This window comes from Psychrobacter sp. FME13 (assembly GCF_014861395.1).
GTDB lineage: Bacteria > Pseudomonadota > Gammaproteobacteria > Pseudomonadales > Moraxellaceae > Psychrobacter.
Genome location: NZ_RRYV01000064.1, coordinates 1 through 16422, shown reverse-complemented (window position 1 = coordinate 16422; position 16422 = coordinate 1). Strand labels below are relative to the sequence as shown.

10 protein-coding genes and 2 pseudogenes are annotated in these 16422 nt (G+C 41.7%); 7 read left to right on the top strand and 5 right to left on the bottom strand.

The window, feature by feature from the left end; translation table 11 throughout:
* Nucleotides 1-89, top strand: a pseudogene (locus EI164_RS09185) (IS5/IS1182 family transposase); the annotation flags it as partial.
* A 161-nt stretch (nt 90-250) separates the two neighbouring features.
* A protein-coding gene (locus tag EI164_RS09180) for an IS5 family transposase (RefSeq protein WP_192519670.1) occupies nt 251-999 on the top strand; the annotation gives its coding sequence in 2 pieces (ribosomal slippage) (nt 251-581 and nt 581-999; 750 coding nt in all).
* A gap of 313 nt (nt 1000-1312) precedes the next feature.
* On the opposite strand, the gene glyA is transcribed toward EI164_RS09180, so the two are convergent.
* The 3 genes from glyA to EI164_RS09165 form a co-directional block, all read right to left on the bottom strand.
* Entirely contained in the window at nt 1313-2569 is a 1257-nt protein-coding gene (gene glyA, locus EI164_RS09175; RefSeq protein ID WP_192519669.1) for a serine hydroxymethyltransferase, read from the bottom strand.
* Between the two features lie 377 nt (nt 2570-2946).
* Entirely contained in the window at nt 2947-3438 is a 492-nt protein-coding gene (locus tag EI164_RS09170; RefSeq protein ID WP_192519668.1) for a chorismate--pyruvate lyase family protein, read from the bottom strand.
* Nucleotides 3439-3489: 51 nt separating this feature from the next.
* Entirely contained in the window at nt 3490-4830 is a 1341-nt protein-coding gene (locus EI164_RS09165; RefSeq protein ID WP_192519667.1) for a GNAT family N-acetyltransferase, read from the bottom strand.
* Between the two features lie 591 nt (nt 4831-5421).
* On the opposite strand from EI164_RS09165, the gene EI164_RS09160 reads away from it, so the two are divergent.
* From EI164_RS09160 to EI164_RS09150, 3 genes are all read left to right on the top strand, one after another.
* Nucleotides 5422-7641: an NADP-dependent isocitrate dehydrogenase gene (locus EI164_RS09160; protein ID WP_192519666.1), complete on the top strand. Its 2220-nt coding sequence runs from the start codon at nt 5422-5424 to the stop codon at nt 7639-7641.
* A 667-nt stretch (nt 7642-8308) separates the two neighbouring features.
* The gene (locus EI164_RS09155; protein ID WP_192519665.1) at nt 8309-8917 is read left to right on the top strand and encodes a pseudouridine synthase; all 609 of its coding nucleotides are present in this window, start codon (nt 8309-8311) and stop codon (nt 8915-8917) included.
* 177 nt (nt 8918-9094) lie between these two features.
* Nucleotides 9095-9931, top strand: a complete 837-nt coding sequence (locus tag EI164_RS09150; RefSeq protein WP_192519664.1) for a DUF305 domain-containing protein — start codon at nt 9095-9097, stop codon at nt 9929-9931.
* Between the two features lie 153 nt (nt 9932-10084).
* Here EI164_RS09150 and EI164_RS09145 read toward each other — a convergent pair whose 3' ends face one another.
* Entirely contained in the window at nt 10085-12085 is a 2001-nt protein-coding gene (locus EI164_RS09145; RefSeq protein ID WP_192519663.1) for a M61 family metallopeptidase, read from the bottom strand.
* 335 nt (nt 12086-12420) lie between these two features.
* Between EI164_RS09145 and EI164_RS09140 the strand changes: the two genes are divergently transcribed.
* The gene (locus tag EI164_RS09140; RefSeq protein ID WP_192519662.1) at nt 12421-12906 is read left to right on the top strand and encodes an FKBP-type peptidyl-prolyl cis-trans isomerase; all 486 of its coding nucleotides are present in this window, start codon (nt 12421-12423) and stop codon (nt 12904-12906) included.
* Between the two features lie 612 nt (nt 12907-13518).
* On the opposite strand, the gene EI164_RS09135 is transcribed toward EI164_RS09140, so the two are convergent.
* Nucleotides 13519-15729 (bottom strand): carboxy terminal-processing peptidase, encoded by a 2211-nt coding sequence (locus tag EI164_RS09135; RefSeq protein WP_192519661.1) that lies wholly within the window; start codon nt 15727-15729, stop codon nt 13519-13521.
* Nucleotides 15730-16114: 385 nt separating this feature from the next.
* Between EI164_RS09135 and EI164_RS09130 the strand changes: the two are divergent.
* Nucleotides 16115-16422 (top strand): annotated as a pseudogene (locus tag EI164_RS09130) (transposase); the annotation flags it as partial.

Here is a 16422-nt window from a genome sequence, read left to right as displayed (position 1 = left end):
GCATTGCCACGCGATATGATAAGCTCAAAGATAGCTATGCAGCAGCGGTAATGCTCGCTTGTGTCTTTATCTGGTTGCCCCTGATTTGAATTCTATACACACCCTAATATTCATATAATCATTTACAGCGATACTGATACAAAATGTAACTATTTATTGCAATTTGTATCGGTATTATTACTAAATTCTCAATATCGACTATATACTAGGGTGTGTTGACATATATAGAATAATCGATAATCATAGTGTTATGACTAGATTAACACTAAGTGATGCCCAGTGGGCAAAGATAGCACCGTATTGTTCAGGTAAAGAGACCGATGTTGGTAGAACAGCGGTAAATAATCGACTATTTATCGAAGCTGTTCTATGGATTGTCCGAACAGGTAGTCCGTGGCGAGACTTACCCCCTGAATTTGGTAACTGGAACAGTGTTTATAAGCGCTACCGTCGATGGGTAAAAAGCGATAGATTCAGCAAGCTATTTAATGCTCTGAATGACTCAGATTTAGAGTATGCCATGATTGATGGCACTATTGTTAAGGTACATCGTCATGGACAAGTCGCAAAAGGGGGGCTTGTCATCAGGCAATTGGCAAATCAAGAGGCGGTATGACCACTAAAATCATGGCAATGGTTGATGCGTTAGGCAACCTTGTTGATTTTACTTTATTGAAAGGACAACAGCATGACATGGCTGGCGTTAAACCTTTAATTAAAGACAAAGAGTTTGGTGCATTGCTTGCTGATAGAGCCTTTGACACGGATTGGCTACTGCTAGACTTAGAAGAGCGTGGTAGCAAAGCGGTCATACCCCCTAAACGCTCTCGTTTAAAGCAACGAGATTTCGATAAAGAAATGTACAAGTGGCGTCACTTAATCGAGAACTTCTTCTGTAAGCTGAAAGATTTCAAGAAAATTGCCATGCGTGCTGAAAAAACGGATGAGTCGTTTGCTGCTAATATCTATTTAGCAGCGACGATTATCCATTTACGGTAATTGTCAACACACCCTAATACTTTTACATAAACAAAAATATTTTTATGTTTTTCTAAATTAAACATCAACTTAGCGCTTTGGAATTGACAGTCAAACTCACTATATATATCAAAAATGTCGGTCGTTTCTCTTAGTGTAAACAATAGATTTGAACATAATTAAAAGTGCTAAATAACAATACCAACACAAGTTTGCGCTTACTGCCCTAATATTTAGAGAGAGTAATAACAAAAAAACCGCCTAGCAAACGCTAAGCGGTTTTTCTTTTAACCAACGCTTAATAAGCGCTGTTTAAATCAGTACAGAGTTCAGCTTACTGGTTTTTTTCGTAAACTGGCAACTCTTTGCAGATTGCTTCTACTTTACCACGTACTTCAGTAGCAACCGCTTCGTCACCACGGCTGTCTAGCACGTCACAGATCCAACCTGCCAAGTCGCCCGCTTGCGCTTCGTTGAAGCCGCGAGTAGTAATGGCTGGTGTACCGATACGAATACCAGAAGTTACAAATGGTGATTTTGGATCGTTTGGTACAGCATTTTTGTTCACAGTGATGTGAGCTTCGCCAAGCCATTTGTCCGCTTCTTTACCCGTCATTTCTTGCTTAACGAGGCTGATCAGCATGAGATGGTTTTCAGTACCGCCAGAGATGACTTCATAGCCACGCTCTTGAACCACTTTTGCCATCGCTTGTGCGTTTTTCACTACTTGCTGCTGATAAGTAGAAAAGCTGTCTTCTAACGCTTCTTTGAAGCAAACCGCTTTAGCAGCGATAACATGCATCAATGGGCCACCTTGGTTGCCTGGGAATACAGCAGAGTTTAGCTTCTTAGCAAGCACTTCATCACGAGACAAAATCATACCTGAGCGTGGGCCACGTAGAGTTTTGTGCGTGGTAGTCGTAACCACATCAGCGAATGGTACTGGGCTTGGATAAACACCGCCAGCAACCAGACCAGCAACGTGAGCCATATCGACCAATAGATACGCGCCTACTTCATCCGCGATGTCACGGAAACGCTGCCAATCGACCACCTGTGAGTATGCCGAAAAACCAGCAATAATCATTTTAGGCTTGTGCTCACGTGCTAGCGCATCTACTTGGTCATAGTCAATCAGACCAGTGCCATCTACCAAACCGTACTGTACGGCATTGTAGTTCAAGCCTGAAAAGTTGATGTGCGCACCATGCGTCAAGTGACCACCAGCGTCTAGGCTCATGCCCAATACCGTGTCATTTGCTTCTAGCAATGCTAAAAACACCGCTGAGTTTGCTTGGCTACCAGAGTGTGGCTGAACGTTCACATACTCTGCACCGAACAATTCTTTAGCACGGTCAATCGCTAACTGTTCTATAACATCTACATGCTCACAACCACCGTAATAACGCTTGCCAGGATAACCTTCAGCGTATTTGTTGGTTAGATCAGTCCCTTGCGCTTCCATCACTGCTTGTGAGCAGTAGTTCTCTGAAGCAATAAGCTCGATGTGGTTTTCTTGACGAACGCTTTCTGCAGCCATCGCTTCAGCCAGTACTGGATCAAAACTTTGAAGAGAGATATTTTTAAACATATTGATGTCCTATTTAGTGTCTGTAATTAAAAGTGTCTGTAATTAAAAAGGCGCGATTACAAAGGCAGTATTAAAAGGGCGCGATTAAAAGGCAGCCAATATTAAAGCGGCTAATGACGGTCAGCCATGCCCAATATTCGGCGTGCGGTATCTTCGTCATTGCTAGCGCAAGTGTATCATGAAACGGGATATTACAAACGCAAAAAAGCTCAGTTTACCCTGAGTAAATCACATCAAGCAGCTATTTTTTGAACGGTTATCAGTCATAGCTGTTTCTATAAACATTGATAATATTTTACTTCATATAATGACTAAAACATCTCATATTTATGAGTCATTTATTGACCGTGCGTCCGTATTATTTATGGCTATACACCTTAGTAAAAACTGGACAGAAAAGTCTCACTAATCATAAACTGGCGCCCATACCAATCATAACGCGTATGTCGTTGCCAACCCTCTGCCATGTGACAAATAGAGCGCTGGTTGGGCAGAGTGCGACGCCGTTTGAATAGCACGTACCCGATGGGCGTGCCTTTTAGCTGCTGCAATCGCCGTGCGCGACCTTTTATACTAGATAACGGAAAGATGCTTTGAGCTGCGACCCATGGCAACTCATCATCGCCGTATAAATTCACCTCACGCACCCATGCCAGCATGGGCCTATTAAGCGCAGGCCCCCGTAGCCCTAGTTGCTGCTTTTGTATCAGAGACAGCTGACGATAACCCTCAAAGCTGCGGGTAACGCGCAAAGGCTGCCCCGCTTTAACTTCTAGCAAGGCTGTTAACGAGCCTTTGGCATGCAGCCATGGCAATAATTCAGGTGGCGGTACATTTTGGGAAGATGGTACAGAATAACGATTGGTCATAATTCACAGCTAATATTAATGATGGGATGCTACCAATAAGCATACAAATACCTATTCCAAAAAATCAGGCATGTTGTCAGCGTTAAAAGGCAACGCTTCATGGGCTTGCTGTCGATATTGCGCCATATGATGACGATCTTGGGTACAAAAATTGGCGATAGCTGGCACAAAACGTGGATCGTAAATACGATGTAACGAATGCGTTTTGGTCGGCACAAAACCTCTTATCAGCTTATACTCCCCTTGCGTACCTGGGTCAAAGTAGCTCAAACCTTGCTCAACGGCAAACTCAATGCCTTGGTAATAGCACAGCTCAAAATGCAAACTGTCGTACTCACCCAGCGCACCCCAATAACGCCCATAAAGAGTCGCATTTTTGCTATCAGGCTTATCGTATAAGAACAAACTACTGGCAATAATTACGCCTTCATTATTGACAGCCTGAGCCAAAAATAAATGCTCAGGCATATTCTTTGCTAAGCTCATAAAAAACTCTGCACTCAAATACGGATTCTGGCCACGTACTGCATATGTCATGACATAGCAGTGATAAAAAGCCTTCCAGTCTGCATCGGTAATATCTGCACCGCACTTTCGGTGGCAGATGATGCCTTGCTCAGCAACTTTACGACGCTCTGCCCGAATGGTTTTACGCTTTTTGGCTTTTAACGTCATCAAAAATGCATCAAAATCCGCAAAAGGTTGACTGTCATTGAGCAAGTCTTTATTTTGCCACAAAAACTGACAGCCTTGACGTTCAAGTATAGGCATTTCAATAGCAGTTGGCTCAAAACTATTTTGGGTCGCTTGGTCCGCGAGCGCGCGTTCTACATCGACACCTGTCGGCATAGCATCGTTAGCGACATTGACCATCTCAGCTGTGACAAATAAACCATGCCAACTTGAGGCACCGACTTGCTGAGCAATGTCGTCTACGCCAGCCATAGCGGTCTTTATAACGTCTGCACTTAGGCTCTCACCTTCAGCTAGCCACAAACGCTGACCTGTAATTGGGGTATATGGCGCACTGGTGACCAATCTTGGATAGTAATCAATCCCATAACGCGCATACGCCTCTGCCCATGAGTGATCAAAAACAAACTCACCTTGATGATGAGCTTTTACAAACACAGGCATGACTGCCACTGAATGCGTGATGTCTACTTCAGTCGTATTTTCTGCTGGCATAGTTTCAGTGATTGCTGCGTCTGGCAAATCATCGACTTGATAGACAACGATAAAAATAGGTAGCCATCCTGCTGCTTCACCGATAGCACCTGTGTCCGTAAGTGCTTGCCAAAAAGCAAATGACATAAAAGGCGTGTCAGGCGTTTGCCAATTTGTTAAGCCCTGCCAGCTCGTATCACTGAGTAATGCATACTGTAAACTCATAAGATTCACTATCTTTTGCTTTCTATTAGCTGTTAGCCTAGCAAATTTTTGTGAGCATGCTGTCACAATTTGCAAAAACTTATCTATATCCGATAAAAAACCACCGACTATAATGTAGGTGGTTTTTATAACAATGCAAATATACTATACCTTACATACGCAATAAAAGCCAATGAAAAAGCAGTAGTTGCATGGAAAAGATGATATCAAAGCTGATGACTGATAGAATAAGGTCGTTATTAGCTTATAATAATTTGAACACATAGGGTATGTATGAACATAGTATAATTAGTTCATTATACAAGATTGACATCATAGCTCGTTTGTAGTCAATCAACTATAATATAAACTTGGTGATTTATGACTCTCAGGCAGTCACGTGTAGACAGTCAAAAAATCACATTACCCTAATGACTATTAACAAACGTAGGTAAAAGAAAAACTTAAGTGATTTCTAATCATTTATTAGAGATGACACATGATGTACTTGATCCAATCATATAATTTGTTTGTACGTAGTATTTCCAAACTGTATTCGACATTATATGTATGCATTATTATTAACGACAACTAAAGGGATACCCGATTACAATGTCAAAAATCATTTATACAAAAACTGATGAAGCCCCAGCGCTAGCGACCCTGTCATTTTTACCCATTGTTGAAGCTTTTGCCCAAACAGCAGGCGTTTCTGTTGAAACCACTGATATCTCAGTTGCCGCTCGAGTGTTGGCTGAATTCCCTGAGTACCTAACTGAAGAGCAGCGTGTACCTGACAACTTAGCGGAGCTAGGTCGTCTGACACAAGATCCTGATACCAACATCATCAAACTGCCAAACATCAGTGCTTCTGTACAGCAGCTCAAAGCCTGTATCAAAGAATTGCAAAGCAAAGGGTTTGCCATTCCTGATTTTCCAGAAGACCCACAAACTGACGAAGAAAAAGCATTACGTAAGCGTTATGGTAAAAGCTTAGGCAGTTCAGTTAACCCTGTCCTACGTGAAGGTAACTCAGATCGCCGCGCACCAAAAGCCGTTAAAAACTATGCACGTAAGCATCCACACTCTATGGGTGAATGGAAGCAGTGGTCAAGCACGCACGTATCACACATGCACGGTGGCGATTTTTATGATGGCGAGCAATCTATCACTTTAGATAAAGCTCGTACTGTACGTATGGATCTACTACTTGATGATGGCACCAAAAAAGTCTTAAAGCCTGAAATTGCCTTGCTTGATAAAGAAGTCATCGACCTGATGGTCATGAGCAAAAAATCACTGCTAGAGTTTTATGAGCGTGAAATGGAAGACTGCCGCGAAGCTGGTATTCTGTTTTCACTACACGTAAAAGCGACCATGATGAAGGTATCTCACCCTATCGTGTTTGGACATGCGGTCAGAATCTACTACAAAGAAGCCTTTGAAAAGCATGGTGCTTTCTTTGATGAGCTAGGCATCAACGTCAACAACGGCATGGCCGATCTGTATGACAAAATCTCAAAACTACCAGCCTCAAAGCGTGAAGAGATCGAACAAGACTTGCATGCGTGCCAAGAGCATCGTCCACGTCTAGCGATGGTTGACTCTTCAAAAGGTATTACTAACTTCCACTCACCAAGTGATGTGATCGTTGATGCCTCTATGCCAGCGATGATCCGTTCAGGCGGTAAAATGTGGGGCGCTGATGGCAAAATGTATGATTGTAAAGCCGTCATGCCTGAGTCTACCTTTGCACGTATTTACCAAGAGATGATTAATTTCTGCAAATGGCATGGTAACTTTGATCCAAAAACCATGGGCACGGTTCCTAACGTTGGCTTGATGGCACAAAAAGCCGAAGAGTATGGTTCACACGATAAAACGTTTGAGTCTAGCGATGCAGGTATTGCGCGTATTGTTGATATTGATACCGATGAAGTCTTGCTAGAAAAACGTGTGGAAAAAGGTGATATCTGGCGCATGTGTCAGGTCAAAGATGCGCCTATCCAAGATTGGGTCAAACTTGCCGTACGCCGCGCGCGCGAATCAGATACCCCAGTTATCTTCTGGCTTGACCCATACCGTCCGCACGAAAATGAGCTGATCAAAAAAGTTGAAACGTACTTAAAAGAGTATGACACTGAAGGCCTACACATCGAAATCATGTCACAAGTACGTGCCATGCGCTATACCTTAGAGCGTGTCGCTCGTGGTCTTGATACCATCTCTGCTACTGGTAACATTCTACGTGACTATCTCACTGATCTGTTCCCAATTTTAGAACTAGGCACCAGTGCTAAAATGCTGTCTGTTGTTCCATTAATGAAGGGTGGCGGTTTGTTTGAAACCGGTGCAGGCGGTTCAGCACCTAAGCACGTTGAACAGCTAACAGAAGAAAACCACTTACGTTGGGATTCATTGGGCGAGTTCTTAGCCTTAACAGTATCTTTGGAGCATTTGGCAGAACATGACAAAAATGCTAAAGCCAAAGTATTAGCAGACACACTAGATACAGCGACAGAAAAGCTACTATTAAATGACAAGTCACCATCACGTAAGACTGGTGAGTTAGATAACCGTGGCAGCCACTTCTATCTAGCTATGTACTGGGCTGAAGAGCTAGCAGCACAAGATCAAGATAGCGAGCTAAAAGCGAAGTTCGCACCATTGGCGCAAAAGCTCAAAGAAAATGAAGCTGCCATTGTTAAAGAGCTTAACTCAGTTCAAGGCAAACCTGTAGACATCAAAGGCTACTACTATGCCGATGAAGCATTGGCCAAACAAGCAATGCGCCCAAGCGCTTTGTTTAATGAAGCATTAGCATCGCTGTAATAGCTAATCGATTATACTTAGGCGATTAAGTCTTAGTAAACAAAACACCTCAACCGTCTTATGGCGTTGAGGTGTTTTTTTATGCGACCTCTACAAGCTTTGTATAGAGTCAAATAAAAAACACCTACATAAAGTAGCTGGGGTGGATACACATCCATAGACCATACTACTCAAAGCTTAAATACTCTTAGGAAATACCCATTGTGGACTGTCGCTTTACCAAAAACAAAACTCCTTAGTTGTCTGTTAGATATCGCAAGCGCTACTGGCATTCTGTTATGCTAGCTATTTTATTATAATAGTGTTTTGAACACTTATTAACTACACAAACTTGAAGACAGCAACAGCTCTTACCTACAACACATTTATGTATCAAAAATATGAATACTATTTTTACAAAATGATTTTAAGCCTTCTAAAATATTATTTTGGTATTGATCTAGTTTTATAAACAAACATGTAAACTATATAGTTACGTTCAAATAATTTCGATACAAGCAAACCAAGTGCAAGCTATACATTATTATGCTTGGCGAGGATGACGATGTAGCGGATTTACATGAGATTGACTATAGTAATTAGCCTATAGCTACTTTTAGCTTATTTTTAGTATCGAATATCTGCTGTAATGACTCACTAACGATTTAAATTCAGGAAATATCACTCCATGTCGACTTCTAGTCTCATTATATTTAATAAGCCTTATGGGGTACAAAGCCAGTTCAGAGATGACAGTAACAATAACCATACTACCCTATCCCAGTATTTTACTGATAAATCCTTACGAGTAGCTGGTCGGCTTGATGCTGCTTCAGAAGGTCTGCTGATTTTGACCAATGATGGACGCGTCAATAAAGCGATTACCCATCCACCCAAAGCCAATGCAGGGCGCAAACAAAGCAAGACTTACTTGGTGCAAGTCGAAGGAATCCCAACTCCTGAACAACTAAAAGCGCTGCAAAACGGCGTGGTGCTAAAAGATGGCAAAACTCTCCCTGCTGAGGTAAAACACATAAGTGCAGATGAGCTACCGATGCCGCTATGGCAACGTGATCCACCAATACGTGAGCGTAAAAGTGTGCCAGACTCATGGTTAATGATAACTATTTATGAAGGTAAAAACCGTCAAGTAAGACGCATGACTGCACATGTGGGACTGCCTTGCTTGCGTTTGATACGTTGGTCAGTTGCAGGGTTTAAATTGAATGATTTAGCAGTTGGTGAGTCTATACAAATTCATTTAGATAGTGCGCACTTCCAGCAGCTAGGTATTTAAGACGAACCTACCGTCAATCCCATACACATCGAATACGGGCTCAAGAAAATAGCTTACGACCTATTAAACAGAGTGTCTCGAACGAGTAAGGTTTGTCTGTTAAGCTTAAAAACATCATTGGTTATGTATAATAGGCCACATTTATTTATTATTGATTTTTTATTTTAGGGATATCTCATGATTGCTTCTCATCGTTTTGTGTTATTGGTCACCAGTATTTCTACTGCACTTATACTGAGTGCCTGTCAGCCGAAAACAGAAAATAGCGAAGCAAGTCTTGACGAAGAGACCATCTCACCCGTAACAGACATGGCTGAAACCCCTGAAGAAAACGATGCTAATGACTTGTCAGAAGATGAAGACATCATAGATGAAGGCCAAATGACGGATGAGCTCAGAGATTACACAAGAGCGATGACAAGAATGCATGATGAAATGATGATTGGCATGAGTTATAACGATCCTGATACCGCCTTTGCTAAAGCGATGCTTGGTCATCATCGCGGTGCGATAGAAATGGCAAAAATCCAACTAAAATATGGTAGCGATGAAGAGATACGTCAACTGGCTCAAGATATTATTGATAATCAGCAAGTAGAGATCGATATTTTAAATAAATGGCTTGCTAGCCACCCTGATACCGTCAAACCTAAACCCAATACTGAAGCTATGCAAGAAGCTTATGCGAGAAGTATGGATGTCTTGAATGGTGACATGGTATTAGGGATTGCAGATCCTGTACCTGATATGGCATTTGCACGCGGCATGCTACCGCATCATATTAGCGCGGTAGAAATGGCAAAAATTCAACTGAAATACGGTACTAACGAAGAGATGCGCCAGCTCGCTACAGATATCATTGACGCACAGCAAGCTGAAATTCAGTTAATGCAAAACTGGATTGCTGCTTTAGAAGTTATTAATAATGAACCTCAAGCCAATAATAACGCAATTGATGATGATACCAACAGCACTGATAGTGATGAAGTACAAATTGAGCAGCCAGTGAATTAGACCTTAAAGTCTATAAAATATAGCGAATTGCTGATAACGCTTCGCCATAAACATAGCCATCCTGAACCAAAACTGTTTTTGGTACAGGATGGTGCTTGATCGCTGATTGTCAGGAGCAACTATAACGCTTACGGATAGAAAAACGCTCGATACTCAATAGCGGCTCATAACATTGAGCCATGCTTGCCAATCTTCCTCTATTAAATCCTGTTTATCGTTAGCATCAGACGGTTTCGTGCCTTTGATTAAATGCAGACTGACTTTATATGGGACAGTCGTGTCATGACTGGTATCGATACCTTCATCAACGTCAAGCTCAATAGCCGCTTTAGGTAGCACATTCACACACATCAATTCATCGCGGCGAAATAAGTGACATTCCACGTCATGCGTGGCAGTACTAAGTGATGCTAACTGTTTTGCATCAGCTTTGATACCGTCAATCGCCACCATAATGTCATTCGCTGATATACCAGCTCTAGCAGCGGCACTATCACGCTGTACGCGATTGACCTTCAGGCCCGCTGGTGTTTCCGTACAGCGCATGCCCCACGGTACATGCTTATCGGCGGTTTCTTTGGTATTGGTACGTATTTTAGTGCCATTGGCCGCCAACAGTGCTTCGATAGGGAGCTCTTCAACACCATTGACATATCGACGCTCAAAATCTTCCCAAACTGCTAGTGGTATAAACTGCCCTATCACCGCACCCATATCAGCACTATTGATACCCACTCGTTTGTTGTCGTTTTGCTTAGCCTGTGTATAAAAAGCCTTGACCACATCAAATAGACGGTAACGACCATCTGTGTGTTGCAGCAGTGTTAAATCCAAACACAAGGCTACCAATGCACCTTTATTGTAGTAGCTGATACCTGCATTATTTGTGTTTTCATCATTGCGATACAGCTTAATCCAAGCATCAAAGCTCGACTCTGCAACACTTTGATACGCACGACCAGCCGTTTGATAATAACGATTGATTTGTTCGGCTAATAATTTAAGATAGCTTTCTTTATCAATCACACCTGATGCTTGCAACATAAAATCATCGATATAAGAGGTAAAACCCTCAAACACCCATAGCAATGGCGTAAAAGCTTCACGACGCAAATCGACATCCAACATTACATCTGGACGTACTGTTTTAACCCACCATGCGTGAAAATACTCATGGCTACACAAACCTAAAAAGCGCTGATACTCGGCACTTGGGATTTTTGGCTCATCGACACTTGGCAAGTCACGGCGCGGAATGATCAAACTGGTCGAATTGATATGTTCCAGACCACCATAATCGTGACCGCTGGCAAACGTCATAAAAGTATAATCATCAAACGGTGCATCGCCCAACCAGTCTAAGTACGTCTGACAAATCTGAGTGACATCTTGCTGTACTCTGCCCATATCAGCATTGTGTTTACCAGCCAGATAGAAGCTGTGAGGTAACGTTTGATGCGTATCATCTTGAACAATAAAATCAAACTTATCTTGTTCTGCGATTTCAAAAGGGTAATCAATCAGCTCGTGATAGCTTTTTGCTTGTAATCCATAGCTGTATTGACCGTCGATTTTTAAGTGCACAGATTCTAAGCCTGAGGCCAAACGTACACGCTCTTCCTCTTTATCTGCAAAAAATGCAGCTGGTACGATTAAGCTCACAGTGACAGGTTTATGTTCTTGCTCATCGATCGCCAATGCTAAAGACGTAAAATTACCATATAAACGCTGCTGGTCGACATAGGCAGTACGTACTGATAAATCATAACAGTACACCTCATAATAAACCGCGACTGCCTGTCCTACTTTAACTTCTGGTAACTGCCAAGTATGTTTGTCTATTTTTTGGCCACGATACCTCTCGGACTTTTTGTTATCGCCTACTATTTGGCTATCTAACACTTCATAATGCACAGCGGTAATGTTTCGCGCAAACTCACGCATTAGATAACTGCCCGGTATCCATGCTGGTAACCAAAGCTGGGGAGCGTCAATCGTTGCGGTAAAGCTAAGCGATACATCAACCAAATGTTCAAAGAAACGCTCAAAATCGAATCGATAGCTAACATTAGGCATCGTATTCGAATCATTATTATTAAAACTATTCTCGATGTTATTGGTTACTACTGACTGATTGCTAGTAACTGAAGTCATGGTCATTTCATCCTTATTTTTATAGTTATGTTAGAGAGCCTTACCCAAAAACGCAAATGCCAAACTAGCAACACCTTATAACCGTCTTCAAACGATGAAAAACAAAAATTTTTCTATAAAATATGGCATTTATTAGGATTAAATAGCATTTTTTCGTACTTTTACCTTGAAAGTTATATGTAGCATCTCAATTAAAGATGCTAACTGTTAAAGTTACTTTAATAAACTGATGATAATTGACTCATGACGTGGCTATTTGGCTTGCTAATTGAATTTTTTAGGTTTATTGCAACCGTATTTAATTTTTTACATAGATATAATATTTAGGATAATTTATGACTACTATCGCAAAAGATACAGCCGTCAAATTCAATTACACACTAAAAGACGACGAAGGCAACATCCTTGACCAATCACCAGAAGGTCAACCACTTGCCTATTTGCATGGCCATAGCAACATTATTCCAGGTCTTGAAAAACAGCTAGAAGGTAAATCTGCTGGCGAACAAGTAAATGCTGTTGTTGAGCCTGCTGATGGCTACGGCGAATACCAAGAGCAAGCGGTACAACACGTACCACGTGAAAACTTCCAAGGCGTTGATGACATCCAACCTGGTATGCAGTTTCAGTCAGAAGCTGGCGGCCAAGTAATGCTAGTGACCGTTACTGACGTAAACGACAAAGAAGTAACTGTTGATGCAAACCATCCATTGGCTGGTAAGCGTCTAACGTTTGACGTTGAAGTTCAAGAAGTACGTGCAGCAACTGAAGACGAACTAAACCATGGCCATGTGCATGGTGCTGGTGGCGTTGAGCACTAATCTATTCTAAAGAATAGTAAGAAAAGATGAGGTGATAAGCTATTATCATTTTATCTAAAAAGTCAGTAGTTATCGCTACTGGCTTTTTTTGTGCCTGTTTTTAGGCCTATAACTTATAGAAAATACTACTAAGGCTTTATGTCGTCAAACTGTATGCCGTCAGATACGGTTGATTCAGTTAAAGATAAATATCAAGCAATCGGGTATAAGCGTATATGTGATACCTCAAGCGAGGTCAACGCTGTAGCTCCGCTCCTTTATAGACGATAGATAATAAAGAATAAGTATGTCGTCATAAACCTGTTGACTACTACCCTTCAAACATAACAAAGCCGCATAACGACAAGCGTTATGCGGCTTTTATCATTAACCATCCATGTCATCGTTAAAAGATACCTAATCCCGGGGTATTTTCTAACTATTTCGGGCATCCAGCCCTATCATCCTTAATCAGCAAACCATCTATCCTTGATGCGACTTTTAAGATACCAATCCCTAGTACCAATGAACCTATTCGTTCAGTCGTGCCGTACAGTTATAATCGCAGATTGACCCATAGTTAGTAAGAGGTATAAACGTCTATTAATGTAAGCATATGCTTACATGAACCTGTTACAACTTATCTTCTGGACTTAGCAGCATTTCAGGTTTAGCACTGAGCATGATGTAAGCCGCTTCGTTGATGAAGACTTCATCTTCAGGTAACTCTGGACGCTCACTGGCTTTCATACGGCTACGTTCTTCAAACTTTGCATCCATGGCTGCTTGATAAGTGTTCCAATTTGCATAAGGACGCTCTCCAGTAGCAATGAGGCGTTTGTTTTCAGCTTCTAATGAACGCTTTTCAATCAACTTCATCTTAGCTCGGCGACTATTAATATCAAGTTTGATAGGTTTCTTTTCATCTTCCATATCACGAATATCATTCAACGCTGATAAATACACAAACTGTGGATTTTGCTCTTGACGAATTTTAGACTGTTGATTAAGAGTCGCTAATGTATCACTAGTAAACTTCCCTTCAGGCTTGTAAGGAGCTGTTTTGATAGTATCCCAAGGAAGTGCTTTTTTCTGTGCTCGCTCACCAAAGGTTGCATCATCATAGATATTGACCAATTCAACATCAGGCACAACGCCTTTATTTTGCGTACTACCACCAGTCACTCGATAAAACTTGCGCTGCGTTAAAGTAGCAGAACCCAACGCCAAACTATCTAGCTGAATTTGAGCAGAACCTTTACCTGTCGTGGTACTACCAACGACCAGGCCACGACCATAATCTTGAATAGCCGCTGCAAATATCTCGCTGGCTGATGCAGAGGCTAAGTTGGTAATGACCGTCATATCACCATCATAAAGCTGCTCACCACCATCGTCATCACGGTAGACTTGAACATTGCCACGATTGTCACGGATTTGTACCATAGGTCCGCTTTTAATAAAGAAGCCAAGCATTTTAGCCACTTCATCTAACGAACCGCCTGGGTTATTACGTAAATCAACAACTAGCCCATCGATGTTTTCTTTGTTCAAGGCTTTCAGCGCATTTTCGGTATCGATACTGACACTGCGATAGTCTTCACCATTACGGCGTGCTTGATAATTGAGATAAAAACTTGGAATTTCTAGGACACCAATACGCTTCGGCGTTTTATCAATATTAGGGCGCTGCACTTCTACAACGCGATGGGTCACGCCCGATTCTTCTTGCTGAATGATATCGCGTACCACAGTTACCGTACGAGCACTGGCATCAGGTGTATTAGGCTGGCGTAGTTTAAGCGTTACTGAGGTACCGCGCTTACCACGAATCAAACCGACAATTTCGCGGGTTGACCAACCCACTACATCTGTCATGGTCTCACCATCTTTTGCAATACCAACAATCAAATCATTGGGTTTGATTTGACCAGACTTAGCCGCTGGGCCTCCATCTACCAAGGTCACAATACGAGTATAATCTGGGTTTTTACGATCTGGACGAATAGATACACCGATTCCTTCTAACTGTAAACTGGATTGAATTTGCAACTCAGTTGCCTGAATTGGTGCATAATAATTACTGTGTGGATCGTATGTCAGCATCGCTGTATTGAGAACCGTTTCCATGATTTCATCATTGGTAAGGCGTTTCGACTGCTCTTGCTGGCGTGACAAACGATTTAATAAAATTTCACTTGGTGTTCGCTGGTCATTGCGCACCAAGTCTTGTCCACGCGTAATGTCTGGATTATCTAAGAAAACTTGTTCTTTGGCTTTTTCGTCTTCTTGACCAAGCGTAATACTTATCAAACTAAATTTTAACTGGCGTGCCCAATAGTCACGCTGCTCTTTTTTGGTTTTGAAATGATTGAGCTTTTCGCGATCAAGCACGATTGTGTCGTCACCAGTCAAGTCGATATCAGTTTTTAGCATCTTACTTGCCATCTCAAAATACTCTTTTGAGCGCTTACGATAGCGCTCAAAAACATCGACTCCCGCAGACAAATCGCCACGCTTGAGCCTAGCACCGAAATCATCGCCATATTTTTTCTTAAACTCATCGACATCAGACTGCAAAAATAATGTATGGTTTGGATCAAGGCTGTCAATATACATAGACAGAATCTCAGCACCAGTTTTACTATCCAGAGGCTGATTGAGATAATGACTACGATCCAACAATGCAGCGACTTGGCGAGTGGTGACTTTTTGTTCAGGAGTTTGTACGAAACTTTCAGTATTGGTGTCGGCTACGGCGGTTCCATAGCTTTGAGCAAGAATGATACCGGCGATGCCCACTGACGCTGCACTGAGTAGCCACTGTGCTGGTTGTTTTTTCATTATATATACCTAGTTATTTTGCGTTAGTAATATTATTAATATTATAAAAACCGAAAGTGATTGAGTTAATTACAACCCATACACTCTACCCTCTCTATGCTTTACTTTAAAGCATTGGTTACCGATATTAAATGTCGCCACTAACTGCCAATATGTACTGTTAAAAATCAATCAATATTATCATAAGCATAAATGCTGGACTGTCTCAAACTGTATAAGCAATATTACACGCTACGCGTGCACATACCAAATTTTCTATTATATTTATCCTACATAATTATTTACACCTATGATTAATGACTTAGCACCTACGGTAATCCCCCCAATAAATAAGAACACTTACAAATAGAGATTAACTGCTAAAATACACCAGCAGGAGAATCCTATGAAAAAGACACGCTTTAGCGACAACCAAATCGTCAACATCCTAAAACAAGCCGAACAAGGCGTTCCTATCACTGAGCTGTGCCGCGAGCATAACATCAGCCAAAGTACCTTTTACAACTGGCGCTCAAAGTATGGCGGCATGGATGCCTCTTTAATTGCGCGCTTAAAAGAACTTGAAGTTGAAAATGCACGTCTTAAGAAGATGTATGCTGACGAATGTCTTAAGTCCGATATTCTACAGGATGCCATGACAAAAAAGTGGTAGCGCCCCAAAGGCGCCGGCAGATGGCTTGTCACTATATTGAA

Coding starts and splice junctions, on each gene's coding strand:
- glyA (WP_192519669.1), bottom strand. CDS start 2,569: ATGTTTAAAAATATCTCTCTTCAAAGTTTTGATCCAGTACTGGCTGAA.
- EI164_RS09170 (WP_192519668.1), bottom strand. CDS start 3,438: ATGACCAATCGTTATTCTGTACCATCTTCCCAAAATGTACCGCCACCT.
- EI164_RS09165 (WP_192519667.1), bottom strand. CDS start 4,830: ATGAGTTTACAGTATGCATTACTCAGTGATACGAGCTGGCAGGGCTTA.
- EI164_RS09160 (WP_192519666.1), top strand. CDS start 5,422: ATGTCAAAAATCATTTATACAAAAACTGATGAAGCCCCAGCGCTAGCG.
- EI164_RS09155 (WP_192519665.1), top strand. CDS start 8,309: ATGTCGACTTCTAGTCTCATTATATTTAATAAGCCTTATGGGGTACAA.
- EI164_RS09150 (WP_192519664.1), top strand. CDS start 9,095: ATGATTGCTTCTCATCGTTTTGTGTTATTGGTCACCAGTATTTCTACT.
- EI164_RS09145 (WP_192519663.1), bottom strand. CDS start 12,085: ATGACTTCAGTTACTAGCAATCAGTCAGTAGTAACCAATAACATCGAG.
- EI164_RS09140 (WP_192519662.1), top strand. CDS start 12,421: ATGACTACTATCGCAAAAGATACAGCCGTCAAATTCAATTACACACTA.
- EI164_RS09135 (WP_192519661.1), bottom strand. CDS start 15,729: ATGAAAAAACAACCAGCACAGTGGCTACTCAGTGCAGCGTCAGTGGGC.